The organism is Achromobacter aloeverae (genome assembly GCF_004121055.1).
GTDB classification, from domain to species: domain Bacteria; phylum Pseudomonadota; class Gammaproteobacteria; order Burkholderiales; family Burkholderiaceae_B; genus Bordetella_C; species Bordetella_C aloeverae.
In genome coordinates, this window is record NZ_PYAL01000006.1 from 193883 (window position 1) to 212614 (window position 18732).

The 18732-nt window shown below is 67.1% G+C and carries 16 protein-coding genes; 7 read left to right on the forward strand and 9 right to left on the reverse strand.

Annotation, left to right across the window (positions count from 1 at the left end; genetic code table 11):
* Positions 1 to 84 precede the first annotated feature (84 nt).
* Positions 85 to 1608 carry a fumarate hydratase gene (locus C7R54_RS20105; protein WP_129152214.1) on the forward strand — a complete coding sequence of 508 codons (1524 nt, stop codon included), beginning with the start codon at positions 85 to 87 and terminating at the stop codon, positions 1606 to 1608.
* A gap of 17 nt (positions 1609 to 1625) precedes the next feature.
* On the opposite strand, the gene C7R54_RS20110 is transcribed toward C7R54_RS20105, so the two are convergent.
* From C7R54_RS20110 to hda, 4 genes are all read right to left on the reverse strand, one after another.
* The gene (locus tag C7R54_RS20110) at positions 1626 to 2093 is read right to left on the reverse strand and encodes a 2-amino-4-hydroxy-6-hydroxymethyldihydropteridine diphosphokinase (protein WP_129152215.1); all 468 of its coding nucleotides are present in this window, start codon (positions 2091 to 2093) and stop codon (positions 1626 to 1628) included.
* A gap of 116 nt (positions 2094 to 2209) precedes the next feature.
* Positions 2210 to 3571 carry a polynucleotide adenylyltransferase PcnB gene (gene pcnB / locus C7R54_RS20115; protein WP_129152216.1) on the reverse strand — a complete coding sequence of 454 codons (1362 nt, stop codon included), beginning with the start codon at positions 3569 to 3571 and terminating at the stop codon, positions 2210 to 2212.
* A gap of 6 nt (positions 3572 to 3577) precedes the next feature.
* Positions 3578 to 4279, reverse strand: coding sequence for an HAD family hydrolase (locus C7R54_RS20120; protein ID WP_129152217.1), 702 nt, complete (start codon positions 4277 to 4279; stop codon positions 3578 to 3580).
* Complete coding sequence (hda, locus tag C7R54_RS20125; protein WP_129152218.1) at positions 4276 to 4980, reverse strand: DnaA regulatory inactivator Hda; 705 nt, start codon at positions 4978 to 4980, stop codon at positions 4276 to 4278. The genes C7R54_RS20120 and hda overlap by 4 nt, the downstream gene beginning before the upstream one ends.
* Before the next feature lie 284 nt (positions 4981 to 5264).
* On the opposite strand from hda, the gene purM reads away from it, so the two are divergent.
* On the forward strand, positions 5265 to 6314 hold the full coding sequence (purM, locus tag C7R54_RS20130; RefSeq protein WP_129152219.1) for a phosphoribosylformylglycinamidine cyclo-ligase: 1050 nt from the start codon (positions 5265 to 5267) through the stop codon (positions 6312 to 6314).
* 77 nt (positions 6315 to 6391) lie between these two features.
* Here purM and miaA read toward each other — a convergent pair whose 3' ends face one another.
* Both miaA and mutL read right to left on the reverse strand, forming a co-directional pair.
* Positions 6392 to 7360, reverse strand: a complete 969-nt coding sequence (miaA, locus tag C7R54_RS20135) for a tRNA (adenosine(37)-N6)-dimethylallyltransferase MiaA (RefSeq protein ID WP_129152456.1) — start codon at positions 7358 to 7360, stop codon at positions 6392 to 6394.
* A gap of 71 nt (positions 7361 to 7431) precedes the next feature.
* A complete protein-coding gene (gene mutL, locus C7R54_RS20140; protein WP_129152220.1) occupies positions 7432 to 9639 on the reverse strand; it encodes a DNA mismatch repair endonuclease MutL in 2208 nt (735 codons plus the stop codon).
* Between the two features lie 164 nt (positions 9640 to 9803).
* On the opposite strand from mutL, the gene C7R54_RS20145 reads away from it, so the two are divergent.
* Positions 9804 to 10451 (forward strand): VTT domain-containing protein, encoded by a 648-nt coding sequence (locus C7R54_RS20145; RefSeq protein WP_129152221.1) that lies wholly within the window; start codon positions 9804 to 9806, stop codon positions 10449 to 10451.
* Positions 10452 to 10605: 154 nt separating this feature from the next.
* Here the strand turns inward: C7R54_RS20145 and C7R54_RS20150 are convergent, their stop codons facing one another.
* Entirely contained in the window at positions 10606 to 11997 is a 1392-nt protein-coding gene (locus tag C7R54_RS20150; protein ID WP_158021251.1) for an N-acetylmuramoyl-L-alanine amidase, read from the reverse strand.
* Positions 11943 to 12464 carry a tRNA (adenosine(37)-N6)-threonylcarbamoyltransferase complex ATPase subunit type 1 TsaE gene (gene tsaE / locus C7R54_RS20155; protein ID WP_129152222.1) on the reverse strand — a complete coding sequence of 174 codons (522 nt, stop codon included), beginning with the start codon at positions 12462 to 12464 and terminating at the stop codon, positions 11943 to 11945. Before tsaE ends, C7R54_RS20150 begins: the two co-directional genes overlap by 55 nt.
* 187 nt (positions 12465 to 12651) lie before the next feature.
* On the opposite strand from tsaE, the gene fumC reads away from it, so the two are divergent.
* From fumC to ybaK, 3 genes are all read left to right on the forward strand, one after another.
* Positions 12652 to 14043 carry a class II fumarate hydratase gene (gene fumC / locus C7R54_RS20160; RefSeq protein WP_129152223.1) on the forward strand — a complete coding sequence of 464 codons (1392 nt, stop codon included), beginning with the start codon at positions 12652 to 12654 and terminating at the stop codon, positions 14041 to 14043.
* Positions 14044 to 14364: 321 nt separating this feature from the next.
* Positions 14365 to 15345: a tripartite tricarboxylate transporter substrate binding protein BugE gene (locus C7R54_RS20165; RefSeq protein ID WP_129152224.1), complete on the forward strand. Its 981-nt coding sequence runs from the start codon at positions 14365 to 14367 to the stop codon at positions 15343 to 15345.
* A gap of 176 nt (positions 15346 to 15521) precedes the next feature.
* The gene (ybaK, locus tag C7R54_RS20170) at positions 15522 to 16013 is read left to right on the forward strand and encodes a Cys-tRNA(Pro) deacylase (protein ID WP_129152225.1); all 492 of its coding nucleotides are present in this window, start codon (positions 15522 to 15524) and stop codon (positions 16011 to 16013) included.
* Between the two features lie 64 nt (positions 16014 to 16077).
* Here the strand turns inward: ybaK and pbpG are convergent, their stop codons facing one another.
* Positions 16078 to 17301, reverse strand: coding sequence for a D-alanyl-D-alanine endopeptidase (pbpG, locus tag C7R54_RS20175; RefSeq protein WP_240039621.1), 1224 nt, complete (start codon positions 17299 to 17301; stop codon positions 16078 to 16080).
* Between the two features lie 641 nt (positions 17302 to 17942).
* On the opposite strand from pbpG, the gene C7R54_RS20180 reads away from it, so the two are divergent.
* Complete coding sequence (locus tag C7R54_RS20180) at positions 17943 to 18710, forward strand: hypothetical protein (protein WP_129152226.1); 768 nt, start codon at positions 17943 to 17945, stop codon at positions 18708 to 18710.
* The last annotated feature ends 22 nt before the right edge of the window (positions 18711 to 18732 follow it).

Below are 18732 nucleotides of genomic sequence, written 5' to 3' on the forward strand. Positions count from 1 at the left end.
GAGTCCTTTCAGCGTTAAATCGTGGGGGTCGTACAATTCGGCCGCCGTTTCTTTTTCCAACTCCGTCACCAGTTGCCAGTTGCCATGACCGTCACCATCAAGGAAGAGGATTTCATCCAGTCGATCGCCGATGGAATCCAGTTCATCAGCTATTACCATCCCGTCGACTACATCCGCCACCTGGCGCGCGCCTACGAGCGCGAGGAAAGCCCGGCCGCCCGCGATGCCATCGCCCAGATCCTGACCAACTCGCGCATGTGCGCCGAGGGCAAGCGCCCGCTGTGCCAGGACACCGGCATCGTGAACGTCTTCCTCAAGGTCGGCATGAACGTGCGCTTCGATACGCAGCGCAGCCTGCAGGAACTCTGTGACGAAGGCGTGCGCCGGGGCTATACCAACCCCGACAACCCGCTGCGGGCCTCGGTGCTGGACGATCCGCTGTTCTCCCGCCGCAATACCAAGGACAACACGCCCTGTATCGTCAACGTCGAGCTGGTCCCCGGGGACAAGGTCGACGTGCAACTGGCCTCCAAGGGCGGCGGTTCGGAAAACAAGTCCAAGTTCGCCATGCTCAACCCCAGCGACTCGCTGGTCGACTGGGTGTTGAAGACCGTCCCCACCATGGGCGCGGGCTGGTGCCCTCCCGGCATGCTGGGCATCGGCGTCGGCGGCACGGCCGAGAAGGCGGCGCTGCTGGCCAAGCAGTCGCTGATGGACGACATCGACATGTACGAACTGCTCGAACGGGGCCCGCGCACCAAGCTCGAGGAACTGCGCATCGAGCTGTACGAAAAGGTGAACGCGCTGGGCATCGGCGCCCAGGGCCTGGGCGGCCTGACCACGGTGCTGGACGTCAAGATCGCCACCTTCCCGACGCACGCGGCTTCGCTGCCCGTGGCCATGATCCCCAACTGCGCCGCCACGCGCCACGCGCATTTCGAGCTGGACGGCTCGGGCCCGGCGCACCTGACGCCGCCGTCGTTGTCCGAATGGCCCGAAGTGCACTGGGCTCCCGACTACAACAAGTCCAGGCAGGTCGACCTGAACACGCTGACGCGCGAGGAAGTGGCCAGCTGGAAGCCGGGCCAGACCCTGCTGCTGTCGGGCAAGATGCTGACGGGCCGCGACGCCGCGCACAAGCGCATCCAGGACATGCTGGCCAAGGGCGAGCCCCTGCCGGTGGACTTCGCCAACCGTGTCATCTACTACGTCGGCCCGGTCGATCCGGTCCGCGACGAAGTGGTGGGCCCGGCCGGCCCCACCACGTCCACCCGCATGGACAAGTTCACCGACATGATGCTGGACAAGACCGGCCTGATCGCCATGATCGGCAAGTCCGAGCGCGGTCCGGTGGCGATCGAGGCCATCCGCAAGCATGGCTCGGCCTACCTGATGGCGGTGGGCGGCGCCGCCTACCTGGTCTCCAAGGCCATCCGCGGCGCCAAGGTGCTGGGCTTCGCGGATCTCGGCATGGAAGCGATCTACGAGTTCGACGTGAAGGACATGCCGGTGACGGTGGCCGTGGACGCCCAGGGCACGTCGGTGCACACCACAGGTCCGAAGGAGTGGCAGGCCCGCATCGGCAAGATCCCCGTAGCGACGGCCTGAGCGAAGAGCGCTCTAGCTCAGGGCAGGCGCTCGATCGCCTGCCCGCCTAGGCCCGTCAGCAGCGCGGCGGCGGGGCCTTGTGCCAGCACCAGGCCGGGCGCCAGGTCCAGCAGCGGGCGTAGCACGAAGGCGCGTTCGTGCAGGCGCGGGTGCGGCAGCGTCAGGCGCGGGTCGTGCATGACCCGGTCGCCATACAGCAGCAGATCCAGGTCCAGCGTGCGCGGCGCGTTGCGGTAGGGGCGCTCGCGGCCATGACGGTGCTCCAGCGCTTGCAGCAGGTCCAGCAGGGCCAGCGGCGCCAGGGTGGTGCGCAGGCGCGCCACCGCGTTTACAAAGTCGGGACCGCCGGCATCGACCGGCGCCGTCCGGTAGAAAGGTGAGGCCTCGCAGGCTGCGATCCCCGGGCTGGCGGCCAGCTCCAGCAGGGCCTGGCGCAAGGTCGCGCCGGCATCCCCCAGGTTGGCGCCCAGGCCAATGTAGGCCATGACCTCCCCGGGTGCCGATCCAACTCCGGCGCCCGCGCTTTTGCCGGCGTCCGGCGCCGCATCCCCCCCCACTGACGCGTGAGCGCCCGAGGAGCGATCCGGCGGGCCGCCGCGGGTCATGCTCCGCTGTCCTGCGGCGCCGAGCCGGCGACCGGCTTGCGGCGCGGACGGCGCCGGCGGCGTGCCGCCGGTTCGTCATCGCGGCCGCGCGGCGCGCGCGACGCTTCGTCGATCATCTGCGCGCGCGTGATGTCGTCGCCGTTGGCAAGGTCCATCCACCATTGCGCCAGCACGCTGTCGAATTCGCCGGCGGCGGCGCGCAATTGCAGGAAGTCACAGGCGGCGCGGAAGCGCGGCTGCTCCAGCATGCGGAACGCGGTCTTGCCGACGCGCCGTTCGAAGCGCGGCTGCATGAACCAGATCTCGCGCATGTCGGACGAGAAGCGGCGCTGGATGGCGAGTTTTTCGGTCTGTTCTTCCAGCACCGAATCGGCCGCCTGGATCAGCGCGGGGATGGTGTGTTCGCCGCCCTTGGACAGTTGGCGCCAGCGCGACTCCACCTGCTGCCACAGCAGCGCGGCGAACAGGAAGCTGGGGCTGATGCTCTTGCCGGCGCGTACGCGGGCGTCGGTGCGTTCCAGCGCCAGTTCGACGAAATTTTCGCCGCCGGGCTGCTCCAGCACCACGTCCAGCAGCGGCAGCACGCCATGGTGCAAACCCTGGGCGCGCAACTGTCGCAGGCAGTCCATCGCGTGGCCGCAAGTCAGCAGCTTCAGCATTTCGTCGAACAGCCGCGAAGCGGGGACGTTCTCGATCAACTCGGCCATGGTGCGGATAGGCTCGCGCGTGGCCGGATCGATGGTGCCATTGAGCTTGGCCGCGAAGCGCACGGCGCGCAGCATGCGCACGGGGTCTTCCCGATAGCGCCTGTTCGGATCGCCGATCATGCGCACCACGCGCTTCTTCAGGTCGGCGACGCCGTTGTGATAGTCGATGACCTCTTCGGTCAGCGGATCGTAGTACAGGGCGTTCAACGTGAAGTCGCGGCGCGCCGCGTCTTCCGCCTGCGAGCCGAAGACGTTGTCGCGCAGGATACGGCCGTGTTCGTCGGTTTCCTGGTCTTCCGACGCCGGAGCGCGGAAGGTCGAGGTCTCGATGATCTCCTGGCCGAACACCACGTGCACCAGTTGGAAGCGTCGGCCGATGATGCGGGCGCGGCGGAACAAGGGGCGGATTTCCTCGGGCGTGGCGTTGGTGGCCACGTCGAAGTCCTTGGGTTCGATGCCGACGATCAGGTCGCGTACCGCGCCCCCGACGATATAGGCTTCGTAACCGTGCTGGCGCAGCACCTCGCACACCTTGATTGCATGCCGCGAAACGTTGCGGCGATCGATCCCGTGCTTGTCTTGCGATATGCGCAGGGGACCGCGAGCCGGGAACAGCCGGCCGACAAATTTTCTTATGGTTTCAGTGATCATCGATTTTCAGGACTTGGCATCTTCCATGTGCGCGAACAGGTCCAGCACGTCCCAGCCGCGCGCTTGCGCGATTTCGCGCAGCGCCGGGCTGGGGTTGGCCGCGACCGGATGGTTGACGACTTCGAGCAAGGGGACGTCGTTGACCGAGTCGCTATAAAAGTACGTTTCGGAAAAATCCGCAAGCGCCAGCCCCATGCTGGCCAGCCAGTCGTTGACCCGCAGCACCTTGCCTTCCTTGAAGCTGGGCACGCCTTCGATGCGGCCGGTGTAGCGGCCCCCGACGTACTCGGCCTCCGTGGCGATCAGGTGCGGCACGCCAAAGGCGCGCGTGATCGGCGCGGTGACGAAGCGGTTGGTGGCGGTGACCACCGCGCACAGGTCGCCGGCTTCCAGGTGCGATTGCACCAGGCGCACGGCCGGCAGCGAGATGGCGGGGCGGATGACGAGCGCCATGAACTCCTCGTGCCAGGCCGCCAGGTCGAAGGGCGTGTGCGCCGCCAGCAGGCCCAGCATGAACTCGGCCGACTGTTCGGCGGTCAGTTCGCCGCGGTTGTAGCGGTCCATCAGGTCTTCGTTGCGGGCGCGCGCTTCGATGGGATCGCCGGCGCGGCCCGTGCGCGCCAGGAAGTCGGCCCATTGGTAATCGCTGTCCAGCGGTAGCAAGGTGTGGTCCAGGTCGAACAGGGCCAGGCGGCGGGCAGAACTCATTTCGTATGTATATCCGGATCTGCCAGCATGGTGCGCAGCAGGGAGATGTTGATGGGCCGGCGGGTAGCCAGCGAGTAGCGGTCGAGCGCGTCGAGGAGGGTGGCGAGACGGCGCATGTCGCGATCGTAATGCGTCAGCATCCAGTTGAGCACTTCCGGGCTCAACTGCAATCCCCGTTCGGCGGCCTGCCTGCCCAGCGCCTCCAGCTTGTCGGCGTCGGACAACTGGGCCAGCCCGTAGACCAGGTCCCAGCCCAGCCTGGTGCGCAGGTCCTCGCGCAGCGGCATGGCCAGGGGCGCGCGGTCACCGGCGACGGCCAGCGCGAAGGCGCGCCCGGTGGCGGCGGATTCGCGCCAGCGATTGTACAAGGCAAACAGCGCGGCCTGTCCGGCGTCGTCCATGAGGTGGATGTCGTCGACGGCGATCACCGTCGGCATGGCGGCCTGCGCATCGCTCTGGGCCAGGGCGGGCAGCGCGGCGCGGGCTTCCATGCCCGCGGTGATGTAGCGCGCGCCGGGCACGGACGCCAGGGCGCGCAGCAAATGGGTGCGTCCGCAACCGGCCGCGCCCCAGAGATACAGCGCCCGCCCCGGCGCCAGCGCGCGCACGGCCGCCAACGCCGGCTGGTTGGGGCCAGGGACGAAGTTGGCCAGCGTGGGCGCTGACTCGGGAAGGACGGATAGCAACAACTGGCGGTTCATGACGACTGACTGGCGAAGCTGGCTGAGGGCAGGGCCCTGGGCAAGCCCAGGCGCAGCCCTTTAACCTTGGGCAAGCCCAGGCGCAGCCCTTTAACCTTGGGCAAGCCCAGGCGCTGCCCTTTGACCCCGGGCAGGGCCCGTCGCGGCACCCTGAACAAGGCCGCGCAAGGACCCGTGACACCGGTGGCGCGCGGCGGGCGGCGTGCAAGCGGCGGCTTCATCGTAAAATCCTGGTGGTTTACCCAAAAAATCCTGCAATTGTCACACACCCGACGGTTTTTCTCATGACAAATCAACCCCAAGCTCCGTTGACCTATCGCGACGCCGGCGTCGACATCGACGCGGGCGACGCCCTGGTCGACCGCATCAAGCCGTTGGCTGCCCGTACCATGCGCGCGGGCGTGCTGGCCGGCATCGGCGGCTTCGGCGCCCTGTTTGAAGTGCCGAAGAAATATCGTGAGCCGGTGCTTGTGTCTGGCACCGACGGCGTCGGCACCAAGCTCAAGCTGGCCTTCGAGTGGAACCGGCATGACACCGTCGGCATCGACCTGGTGGCAATGAGCGTAAACGACATTCTGGTCCAAGGCGCGGAATCGTTGTTTTTCCTGGACTATTTTGCCTGCGGCAAGCTGTCGGTGGATACCGCGGCGGCCGTCGTCGGCGGGATCGCGCGCGGCTGCGAACTGGCCGGCTGCGCCCTGATCGGCGGCGAAACCGCCGAAATGCCGGGGATGTATCCCGATGGCGAGTACGACCTGGCCGGCTTCGCCGTCGGCGCTGTGGAAAAGTCCGCCATCATCGACGGCAAGTCGATCCGGCCGGGCGACGTGGTGCTGGGCCTGGCGTCCAGCGGCGCGCATTCCAACGGCTTTTCCCTGCTGCGCAAGATCGTTGACCGTGCCGGCGCCAAGCCGACCGACGATTTCCATGGGCAGCCCCTGGGCGAAGTCGTCATGGCGCCCACCCGCATCTACGTCAAGCAAGTGCTGGCCGCGCTGGCCGCGCACGGCACGGCCATCAAGGGCATGGCCCATATCACCGGCGGCGGCCTGCTCGACAACGTGCCGCGTATCCTGCAACCCGAGCTGGCCGTGACCTTGCACCGCGATGCCTGGGCCATGCCCCCGTTGTTCAGCTGGCTGCAGCAGCAAGGCGGCGTGGCCGACACCGAAATGCACCGCGTGTTCAACTGCGGCATCGGCATGGTCATCGTCGTCGAGGCGGCGCAGGCCGACGCCATCGCCGCCACGTTGCGGGCGCAGGGTGAAACGGTCAGCCGCATCGGCGAGGTCGTGGCCCGCCAGGGCGACGCGCCGCAGACGGTGGTGGTGTAAGCGGCCTAAGTGGCCTAAATGGCCTAAGCGGCCCAAGTGGCCCAAGTGGCCTAAGCGCCACGGCCGGGCACGCTCCTTCAGCCGCCCGGCCGCGTCTCCAGCAAGGGCGCGCAGGCATCGATCACCTGCGCGACCGCATTGCCGGCCAGGCAGTCGATGATGGTGCGCCCCGGCTGCGCCCGCAGCCAGGTGATCTGCCGCTTGGCCAGTTGCCGCGTCGCCGCGATGCCGCGCTCGCGCGCTTCAGGCAGGTCGATTTCGCCTTCCAGGTAGTCCCAGAATTGCCGGTAGCCGACGCAGCGCACCGACGGCAAGCCCGGGTGCAAGTCACCGCGCGCCCGTAGCGCGCGCACTTCCTCGACCAATCCCCCCGCCAGCATGGCGTCGAAGCGCTGTGCGATGCGTTCGTGCAGACGCAGGCGGTCCGAGGGCTCCAGGCTGATCGTGACGTAGCGGAGGGTTGGCTCGTTCTCCCCGTCGCGGTTCTCCCCGCCGCGGTCGCTTACCTTGCCCAGCAGGGCCGACATCGGCTGGCCGCTAAGCAGGCAGATCTCCAACGCGCGCTGGATGCGCTGGCTATCGTTGGGCGCCAGGCGCGCGGCGGTGACGGGGTCCAGCCGCGCCAGCTCGGCATGCAGGGCCGGCCAGCCCGTGCGCGCCGCGCGCGCCTCCAGGTCGGCGCGCAATGCGGCGTCGGCTTGCGGCAGGTCGTCCAGGCCCTCGCGCAGGGCCTTGTAGTAGAGCATGGTGCCCCCGGCCAGCAGGGGAATGCGGCCGCGCGCCTGGATGGCGGCGATCAGCGCCAGCGCATCGGCGCGGAATTCCGCCGCCGAATAGGACTGGGCCGGATCGCGGATGTCGAGCAGATGCTGGCGCACCTGCCTTTGTTCATCGGGCGTCGGCTTGGCGGTGCCGATGTCCATGCCGCGATAGATGGTGGCGGAATCGACGTTGATGATCTCCAGAGGCCAGCGACGCGCCAGGGCCAGGGTGGCGGCGCTCTTGCCGGCCGCCGTGGGGCCGGTGAGGCAGATGATGGGTGTAATGGCCATGCGGACGGGCAAGAGAGGGGCGGGCGGGGCGGTCAGTCGCGGGACGGGCCTATTGCGGGACGGGCCTATTGCCCGCGCAGGAACAGCTTGTCCAGGTCGGACACCGTCCACTGGACCCAGGTCGGCCGGCCATGATTGCACTGGTCGGCGCGTTCGGTGGCTTCCATCTGGCGCAGCAGCGCGTTCATCTCGTCGAGAGTTAGGCGGCGGTTGGCGCGCACCGAGCCGTGGCAGGCCATGGTGGAGAGCAGTTCATTGCGTTGCTCGGTCAGCAGGCGGGACACGCCCACCGCGCCCAGGTCGCGCAGTACCGCGCGGGCCAGGGTCTCGACGTCGCCGCGCGCCAGCAGCGCCGGCACGGAGCGCACCGCGATGGCGGTGGGGCCGGCGGGGCGCAATTCGAAACCCAGCTCGGTCAGTTCGTCGCGATACTCCTCCACCAGCGCCACGTCTTTTTCCTGGGCATTGAACACCACCGGCACCAGCAGGTCCTGGCGCGGCAGTTCGCGCTGGTCGAGCGCGCCCTTGAGTTGCTCATAGACCACCCGTTCGTGTGCCGCATGCATGTCCACGAGCACCAGGCCGCGCCGGTTCTGGGCCAGGATGTAGATGCCGTGCAACTGGCCCAGGGCCATGCCCAGGGGCTGTTCGTCGTCGACGGGCAGCGCCGGGCGGCCCGGTGGCGGCTCGGCCGTTTGCAGCGGCGGACTCGCCGCGAAGGCCTGCTCCGGGGACAGGTAGCTGAAGCCTGCCCGGCCGGCGCCGTTCGCCGATTCCGGTTCTTCGCTGGCCGAAGGGGCGGAGTGGCCAGGTTCGTGGTGTTCGGGACCGGGCGCGTCGTGGGGCGCCGTCCCCACGCCCGTGGCGTCGTTCGCGGCCGCGCCGTCCAGGCCGTCCCGCTGCGTGCGCGGCACGGCTGGATCGCCCGGGTACGGCGCGTGACGGGCCGCGGCATCGCCATGGGCGGGCGGCATGTCGCCGCGTGCGCCGGCCGCGACTTCGTCGCCCAGCGGGCGATAGAGCGTCTGCCAGTCGCCGCCGCCCGCCGGCGCATGCAGGCGGAAGGGGACCTGGGTATGCGGGCGCTGAGTGGTCACGCTACCGGTCCGGCTGCCGGTCGCGCCAGAGGCCGGGCGTGCAAACCCCGCGCCGGCCGCCGGGGCCGCGGTCCCGGCGGAGCCGGGATAGGCCGCGCTTCCCGCCGCGCCGGCCGGCCGCGCGCCAGGATCGTCGGCCGTCTTGGCCACGCCTGCAACCGCCTGGCCGGCCGCCACGCCATTGTGCCCACCCGTCTGGGCCAGCACCTGGCTCACCGCCTGCGTGACGAAGCGATGGACGGCGCCGCTCTCGCGGAAGCGAACCTCGCTCTTGGCCGGGTGGACATTGACGTCGACCGCGGCCGGATCGATTTCCAGGAACAATACATAGGCCGGCTGGCGGTCGCCATGCAGCACGTCCGCGTAGGCGGCGCGCAGGGCGTGGCTGACGGTGCGGTCGCGCACGAAGCGCCCGTTGACGTACAGGTACTGGCGATCGGCGCGGGCGCGCGCGGCCGTAGGGCGCGTGATCATGCCGGTCAACGATACCGGTCCCACCTCATGCGATAGCGGCAGCCCGTGCTCGGAGAATTCCGCTCCCAGCACGTCGCGGATGCGGCGGAAGGGATCGGTCGGCAGCCATTGGCGATGGGCGCGGTCCTGGTTGAACAGCCGGAAGGCAATGCCGGGATACGCCAGCGCGATGCGTTCCATCGCGTCCAGGCAATGTCCGAATTCGGTGGCCTCGGCACGCAGGAACTTGCGGCGCGCGGGCACGGCATCGAACAATTGGCGTACGTCGATGGTGGTGCCCGCCGGTCCGGCGGCTGGCGTCGGCGCGCTGCCGCCCCCCTGGATCTGCCAGGCGTTCTGGCTATCACGAGTGCGTGAAGTAATCGTCAAACGCGCAACCGAAGCGATCGAGGCCAAGGCCTCGCCGCGAAAGCCCATCGACGCAACGGATTCCAGTTCATGCAGGTTGGCGATCTTGCTGGTGGCGTGGCGCATCAGCGCCAGCGGCAACTCCTCGGGCGGAATGCCGCTGCCGTCGTCGGTTACCGCGATCCGCCGGATGCCGCCGCCCTCAAGCCTGACCTCGATGGCCCGGGCGCCGGCGTCGATGGCGTTTTCCAGCAGTTCCTTGAGCACCGACGCGGGACGCTCGATCACCTCGCCGGCGGCGATCTGGCTGATGAGGAGGTCGGGCAGGGCTGCGATGGGACGGCGATCGGACATGGGCAGGACGGTGGGCAGGGGCCGGGGATCCCGGCAGGCCGGCAATATGGGGGAGAGCGTGGCGGCGTATCGCCGCAACACAGGGTTTGCGATTGATTTTAGCTGCTTGCCGCAGTCGGCTATATTCCCGGGTCACTCCCAATGTTTTTGCTGAAGCCGATCACATGCTCGATTTACTGAATATGGTGTTGCATATCGACCAGACCCTGGGGATCTGGGTTGCGAAGTATGGGGCGTGGGTGTATCTCGTGCTGTTCCTGATCGTTTTCGCGGAAACCGGCTTCGTGGTCATGCCTTTCCTGCCGGGCGATTCGCTTTTGTTCATTGCGGGCGCGTTCGGCGCGTCGGGGCATATCGATCCCGTACTGCTGGCGGTGCTCCTGGTCATCGCGGCGGTGACGGGGAATACCTTGAACTACATCATAGGGCGGGCCATCGGGCCCAAGGTCTTTTCCACGAACCTGCGTTTCCTGGACCGCGATGCATTGATGCGGACGCACGCCTTCTACGAGAAGCACGGCGGCAAGACCATCGTCATGTCGCGCTTCATCCCGCTGGTGCGCACGTTCGCGCCCTTCGTCGCCGGCGTCGCGGAAATGAGCGTGGCGCGCTTCCAGCTTTTCAATATCACCGGCGGCTTGCTGTGGGTCGTGAGCCTCGTCGCCGCGGGGTATTTCTTCGGCAACATCCCGATGGTCAAGGAGCATCTCAACCTGATCGTGCTGATCGGCCTCGGCGCCGCCATCGCGCCCCTGATCCTCGCCGGCATTTGGAAGATCATCAAGAAAAGGCCATTCCCCCGCCGCGCGTAGAGGCCCCCCGACCGCAAGAGCCCCTCCGCGATCATAAGAGTCCACCCTGATCGCAAGAACCCCGCCCCGATCGCAGACACCGCGGATCCGGGTCCCCCGGTCCGCCGGTGTCGCCCCCCTGGGGGGGCCGCGCTCCGCGCGGTAGGGGGGGGGCCTAACTCACATCGCCTACGCGGGCGAGTGGCGGGTTGGTCGTCAGGTAGCGCTGGATGCCCGTGAACATGGCCATCGCCAGCTTGTCCTGGTGCTGCGCGGACCGCAGCAGGGACTCTTCGTTGGGATTGCTGATGAAGGCCGTCTCCACCAGGATGGACGGGATGTCCGGCGCTTTCAGGACCGCGAACCCGGCCTGCTCCACGCTGTCCTTGTGAAGATGGTTGATCTTCTTGATCTCTTGCAGGAAGACCGAGCCGAGCTTGAGCGAATCATTGATCTGCGCGGTGGTGGACAAGTCCAGCAGCACCTTGGCGACCTGCTCGTCGTGCGAGCCCAGGTTGACGCCGCCGATCAGGTCGGCGGCATTTTCCTTGTCCGCCATCCACCGCGCGGCCGCGCTGCTGGCGCCGCGCTGCGACAGCGCGAAGACCGACGACCCGCTGGCGGTGGGCTTGATCCAGGCATCGGCGTGGATGGACACGAACAGGTCGGCCCGCACGCGCCGCGCCTTCTGCACCCGCACGTGCAAGGGCACGAAATAGTCGTCGTCGCGCGTCAGGAAGGCGCGCATATTGGGCTGGGCATCGATCAAGGCCTTCAGGCGATGCGCGATGCGCAGCACGACCTCTTTCTCGCGCAGGCCCGTCGCGCCGCTGGCGCCCGGGTCCTCGCCGCCATGGCCGGGATCCAGCGCGATGGTCAGCATGCGCTTGCGGCCGGCCAGCTTGCCTGACGGCTTTTCCACGGCCGGCGGCGGCAGCGGTTGGGACGGATTGGGCAGTGGGGCCGGCTTGGGGATGGACGCGGTCTGCGTGTTCGGGCCCGGCGGGTTGCGGGAAATGTCGTCCAGGATCCGCGCCAGCGGATCGTCGACGTCCGGGCCGGCGGGCTGGTTCTTCAGGATCGCCATCAGCGGATCCTGGGCCACCTTGGGATACAGGTCCAGCACCAGGCGGTACTGGTAGTCCGCGACCGGCTTGAGGGTGAAGACCTGCGGCGCCACCGCCTGCTTCAGGTCGAACACCAGGCGCAGCACGTTGGGGCGATTCTGCGCGATGCGCAGCGACCGGATGTAGGGGTCGTCCTTGCGGATGCGGCCGGCGAGGTCGTTCAGGGCCTGGCTCATGGACAGGCCCTCGATATCGACCACCAGGCGGTCCGGATTCTCCAGGGTGAACTGTTCGGCCTTGAGCTCGCTGTCCAGCTCCAGCGTAACGCGGGTGTATTCGTCCGCCGGCCAGGTGCGCACGGCCAGCAGGGTGGCGGCCTGGGCAAGACGGGGGATGACCGGCAGGACGATCAGGGTGGCGGCCGCCCCAATGAGGCGGCGCCGGGTCATGGCGCCGCGGGAGACGGGGGCGCCGGGTTCGGGACGATCGCGTTCAGCCATAGTTGCCCTCTAGCGGTGTAAGCGGTCAACGTGGCATCGCGCCCCTGGTCGGCATATGCCAGGGAAATTTGCAGATCGGGAGGGGAGAGCAGGCCCTCCGCCTTTTCCGGCCATTCGATCAGAACGACCGCGTCGTCCCGCAACAAATCGCGAAAACCTGCGTCCAACCACTCGCGCGGATCGCTAAATCTATAGAAATCAAAGTGATAGAAGTATAAGTTAAAAACTTTATAGCTTTCAAGCAGGGCATAGCTAGGACTTTTGATCCGGCCCTTTATGCCGCATTCACGCAACAGGGCCCGGGTGAACGCGGTTTTACCGGCGCCCAGCTCGCCGGACAGGTGTATCCGGCCCCCCGCCGGGACGCCCGCCGTGCGGCCGTCGAGCAGGGGAGCGAGTTGGCGCGCCAGGTTTTCGGTGGCGTGCTCGTCGGGCAGATGGACGGTCAGGCTGGAGGGGGCGGACATGGTGGCGGGGCGAGTGGTAAAAACAGGGGGATTATAGGTAGGGGCCGGTTCGCGCCCGGCGCATCGGCGTGTCCGTCCCCTCCCTTGCCGTCCATTCCAGTGCTTCAGTGAACTGGGTCGATTACCAACCCTGCCCCCCGCGTGCCGAGCCGGCATGCCTGCGGCATCAGAACGGAGCTGTACCGACATGAAAACGCGCACCGAAAAAGATACTTTCGGACCGATCGAGGTTCCCGCCGATCATTTGTGGGGGGCCCAGACCCAGCGCTCGCTGCAATTCTTCGCGATTTCGACCGAGAAGATGCCGGCTCCCCTGGTCAATGCGATGGCGCGGCTCAAGCGCGCCGCGGCCCAGGTCAACGCCGAGCTGGGCGAACTGGACGCCGGCATCGCCAAGGGCATCGTCGCCGCGGCGGACGAGGTCATCGCCGGCAAGTGGCCCAACGAATTCCCGCTGTCGGTGTGGCAGACCGGTTCGGGCACGCAAAGCAATATGAATATGAACGAGGTGCTGGCCAACCGCGCCTCGGAAATCCTGGGCGGCGAGCGCGGCGAGGGTCGCAAGGTGCACCCGAACGACCACGTCAACCGTGGCCAGTCGTCCAACGACACCTTCCCCACCGCCATGCATGTGGCGGCCGCGGTGGAGGTCGAGCAGCACCTGTTGCCGGCGCTGAAGGCGCTGCGCGCCACGCTGGCCGAGAAGAGCGCCAAGTTCTACGACATCGTGAAGATCGGCCGCACGCACCTGCAGGACGCCACGCCGCTGACCCTGGGCCAGGAACTGTCGGGCCACGTGGCCCAGCTGGACTTGTCCGAGCAGCAGATCCGCGCGACGCTGCCGGGCCTGCACCAGCTGGCCATCGGCGGCACCGCCGTGGGCACCGGCCTGAACGCCCATCCCGAATTCAGCGTCAAGGTCTCGGCCCAGCTGGCGCACGATACCGGCGCGGCTTTCGTCTCCGCTCCCAACAAGTTCCAGGCGCTGGCGTCCCACGAAGCCCTGCTGTTCGCGCATGGCGCGCTCAAGACCCTGGCCGCGGGCCTGATCAAGCTGGCCAACGACGTGCGCTGGCTGTCCAGCGGCCCGCGTTCCGGGCTGGGGGAAATCAGCATTCCGGAAAACGAGCCGGGCAGCTCCATCATGCCGGGCAAGGTCAATCCCACGCAGTGCGAGGCCATCACCATGCTGGGGGCCCAGGTGCTGGGCAACGACGTGGCCATCAATATCGGCGGCGCCAGCGGCAATTTCGAATTGAACGTGTTCAAGCCCCTGGTGATACACAACTTCCTGCAATCGGTGCGCTTGTTGACCGACGGCATGCACAGCTTCAACGAACATTGCGCCAAGGGCATAGAGCCCAATCGCGAGCGTATCGCCGAACTGGTCGACCGGTCGCTGATGCTGGTGACGGCGTTGAATCCGCACATTGGCTACGACAAGGCCGCCCAGATTGCCAAGAAGGCGCACAAGGAAAACCTGTCGCTCAAGGAATCCGCGCTCAAGCTGGGGCACCTGACCGAGGAGCAGTTCAATGAGTGGGTGGTCCCCGCTGAAATGACCAACGCAAAACGCTAGGGGATAGGTAGGGGAGAGGCCCACCCCCTACCGCGCTGCGCGCGGCCCCCTCAAGGGGGCGACACCGGCGGACCGGAAGGAAGGCCCACCCCCTACCGCGCTACGCGCGGCCCCCTCAAGGGGGCGACACCGGCGGACCGGGGGACCCGGATCCGCGGTGTCCCCGATGGGGGTGGGGTTCCTTGACGGCTGATGTAAAAAAATGCTGCTATTCTTCGTGGTGTGAAGGACTGCGCCTGCCAAAAGCAACTTTTATTACCGCATCCGGAAACAGATCAGCCCGCAAACGGGCGGGTTGGAGACTTAGGAGGATTTTCCACAATGATTAAAAAGCGTACGTTGGCCGCGGCCATCGCCCTGGGAATTTCTTTTGCCGCCACGGGCGCGCATGCGGCGGGGGCTTATCCCAACCACGCCATCCGCGTGATCGTTCCTTTCGCGCCCGGTGGATCGACGGACATCATCGCCCGCCTCGTCACGCAGCGCATGAGCCAGGAGCTCGGCCAGCCCCTGGTGGTCGAGAACAAGGGCGGCGCGGGCGGTGCCATTGGCGCGGCCGAAGGCGCCAAGGCCGCGCCGGACGGTTATGTGCTGTCGATCGCCACCGTGTCGACGATGGCCGTGAATCCGGCCTGCCGCCCGAACGATCTGCCCTACGACCCGATCAAGGACTTCCAGCCGGTCACCAACTTCGCGAACACCGCCAACGTGGTGTCGATCAATCCGAAGTTCCCGGCCAAGGATTTCAAGGAATTCGTCGAGGTCCTGAAGAAGAACCCGGACAAGTATTCGTACGGCAGCTCGGGCACGTGCGGCGTGCTGCACCTGATGGGCGAGTCGTTCAAGATGGCCACCGGCACGAAGATCGTCCACGTGCCCTACAAGGGGTCGGGCCCGGCGCTGGCCGATGCGGTCGGCGGACAGGTCGAGATCCTGTTCGACAACCTGCCTTCGTCCATGCCGCAGATCCAGGCCGGCAAGCTGAAGGCCATGGCCGTCGCGTGGCCGACGCGCATCCCGAACATGAAGGACGTGCCGACGTTCGCCGAAGTGGGTTTCCCCGTGCTGAACCAGCCGGTGTGGTACGGCTTGCTGGCGCCCAAGGGTACCCCGATGGAGATCGTCAACAAGCTGCGCGACGCCGCCGTGATCGCGCTGAAGGATCCCAAGGTGATCAAGGCCCTGGATGAACAGGGTTCCTCGCCGTCGGGCAATACGCCGGAAGAGTTCGCCAAGGAAATCCAGCAGCAATACGACTGGGCGAAGGACGTCGTCAAGAAGCAAAACATCAAGCTGGAGTAGGGCCCCCCGAAGGCGCTGCGCGCCTTCCCCCCCAGGGGGGCGCCACTGGCGGACTGGCAAAGCCAGCTCCGCGGTGGCCCCGGTGGCTGCGGTTCTTTAGCGGGGTCGTTTGGTGACGCCCTGCCAGCTCGCCTGGCAGGGCGTTTTTGTGTCCGCTGTCTTAGAATCGGCGAACCATGAGCAAAACACGCCACGTTTCCGAAACGCCCGCCACCCAGTTCCTGCGTCAGCACAAGGTGGCGTTTACCGAGCATCCCTATGATTACGTCGACCACGGCGGCGCCCGCGAGTCGGCGCGGCAACTGGGACTGGACCCGCATGTGGTGGTCAAGACGCTGATCATGGAGGACGAGGCCGCGCGGCCGCTGGTGGTGGTGATGCACGGCGACCGCGAGGTGTCCACCAAGAATCTGGCCCGCCAGACAGGCGCGAAGAAAATCGCGCCTTGCCATCCGGAGACCGCGCAGCGCCATTCAGGCTACCAGGTCGGCGGCACGTCGCCCTTCGGAACGCGCAAGCGCATGCCCATATGGGTCGAGGCGACGGTGCTGGACATTCCGGTGGTGTATATCAACGGCGGCAGGCGCGGCTACCTGGTGGGGATAGACCCACGCGTGCTGGTGGATCTGCTCGGCGCGAAGCCGGTCAACGCCGCCCTGGAAGACTGAGCCCGACGCGGATTCATGCCGGCTTCAATGCCCGGCCGGGGGGACGAACAGCCCCCCGCGCAACCTACAGCATCGCGACTTCGTTCTGCACGAACTTGCGGATGCGCACCGCATCGGCGACACGCGAATACTTGCCTTGCGAGTCGAGCAGCACGATGGCCAGGTCGCGACCATTGATACGGGCCAGCATGACCAGGCACTCGCCGGCTTCATTGATATAGCCGGTCTTGGATACCTTGATGTCCCAATCGGCATTGCGCACCAGGGCGTTGGTATTGCGGAAGGTCTGCATGCGGCCCTTGCGCATTTCCACGTCGTATTCGGTGTCCGTGGTGTAGCGGTGGATCAGCGGGCGCTGCGAAGCGGCACGCAGCAGGCGCACCAGGTCGCGCGGCGACGAGACGTTCTCGCTCGACAGGCCGGTCGGCTCGACGAAGTGGGTGTCCAGCATGCCCAGTTCGCGCGCCTTCTCGTTCATGGCGCGGACGAAGGCCGGCATGCCGCCGGGATAGTAGCGGCCCAGCGCATGGGCCGCGCGGTTTTCCGAGGACATCAAGGCCACGTGCAACATGTCGGCGCGACTCAGGCGCGTGCCCACCGGCAGGCGCGACGCCGCATGGCGCAGGCGATCGATATCGTCGTCGCTGACTTCCAGCATTTCATCCATGGGCAGGTTGGCATCGACCACCACCAGCGCCGTCATCAGCTTGGAGATGGAGGCGATGGGGCGCACCGTGTCCTCGTTCTTGGAGAACAGCACCGTCGACGTGGCCAGGTCCTGCACGTAGGCGACGCTGGAGCGCAGGGCGGCCGCCTGCGAGGACGGGGTGGTCAGGCGCGCCACCGCCTGGCCGGCGTCGGCCGCGGCCGTGGTGCGCACGGGCGACAGGGTGCGGGTGGTCACCGTGGCGGGCTTGCCGGCCGCGGTCTTGATGACGGTTTCCTTGCGGCCGGCAACGGTCTTGGTCGTGGTGACCGTCTTCGTGGTGACCGTCTTCCTGGCCGGCGCGGCCTTGGCAGCGCTTTTGGCGGCCGGCTTGGTGGTGCTCGCGGCCGCGGTCTTGGCGGCGGGCTTTTCCGCCGCCGTCTTGCCGGCGGGGGCCTTCGCGGACGTCTTGGCCGGCGCCTTCTTGGCGGCCTTGGCCTGCTCGGCCTTGCAGGCCGCCGACTTGGCGTTCACTTTGCAGGGGTCGCTAGCGGCGTGCGTGGCGGAAGAGTACAGCGTCGATAGCGCGAACAGCAGCGGCGCCGCCGCTGCGTAGACCGATCGTTTCCAGGAGTGCGCCATAGGTAAAACGTGACTTGTCAGGGTGTGAAGAGATGTTTCGGTACTGGCTGCGGCGAAAAATTGATTTGAATTATAGGGTTAGGCGAACAATTTAAACAATCTTTTAAGGCCAGAGTGTGTGAAAACGTAATCCTGTCATGCCGAGCGACGCTTGTCGGTCGGTGAAATCCCGCGGATGTCAATAAGGGACGGAAGACGGGAGGGGGCCCGAGACTGAAACGGCGGGCCGGACAGGTGCAAACACGACGGGGATGGCGATATTCGTCCGTGAAAGAACGCTTTGGTTCAATCCGGGTTGTAACGCCGCGGGATGCCGAGTCGCAGTCGCGCGGCGCCTTGGTTGCCTGCCCTTGACACGCTGGCGTCCGGAAGGAACTTGCGAAACCCATTGGGGACAGATGCTCCGCGGTTACGCATCCGGCCCAACGTCAAGGGCAATCCACGGGAAACCATACATGTCCGACGCAATATCGTCCGCCGCTAACGCGGCCTCTTGCCTGTCCTCCATGCAAGGAGGCCTGACGTTCCGGTCTCCACCATGCATGCTTACCGCCGACAGCGGCGACGAGGCCCGTCTTGCCGCCGCTGGCGACGGGGCCGCTGGCCTACGCGCATTGGACGCGGGAGCAGCTCCTTCGATCGTGACATTCGGCAATTTCATTTCCGTGCCGACGCGTACGGAGGCCTTTGGCGACGACCTGCGCGCCGCGCTCGACGGTTTCGTCGCGGACCTCCGCAAGCTGGTCGTCAAGCGCATCGAACTGGTCACCTGTACCTGGAACGAATCCCCGTCGGTGGCGCGGGCGCGAGCAAGCGCCGTCAAGCAATACCTGCTTCGCCATGGCGTGGCGGATGCAGACGCCATCCAGGTGCGCGCCAACTGCACCGCGGAGCCCGCGCGGATCTCGCTGCGTCTTTCGCTGCGGCGCGAGGTCGAGGCGCGGGTCGCCGCGGCGCTGCCCGAACCGCCGCCGCGCAATGCCCTCTTGTGGCCCTTGCCGCCGGTGGTCCTGAAGCGGCTGCCCCAGCGGCCGCAGGACTTCGACGCGGTCTCGATCCGGCGCCTGGATCACGCCGCGCGGGACTACAAGAATACCGGGGTCTCCTGGCTGGAAGTCAGCATCATTGCGCCGCGGCAGGGGCAAACCGGCGTGGCGCCGGAGGACCTCGATGCCTATGTCGCGGCGGTCCACCTGGTGAAGGACTACCTCGTCGGCCGCGGCCTGGATGCCGCCATGGTGCACGTGCGGCCCTGGCCGGGCCGGCACCTGGCGCCCGGCGGCACGGCCACGCAAGACCAGCACGTGGTCCTCATCGAAGCGTGGGCGCCCGAACCGGATCCCATGCCCAGGCTCGCATTTACCGAAGGGTATATGCCGGCGCTGCGCGATGTGCGCCGCTACGCGTGACGGCTGCCGTCCTTGCCGGCCT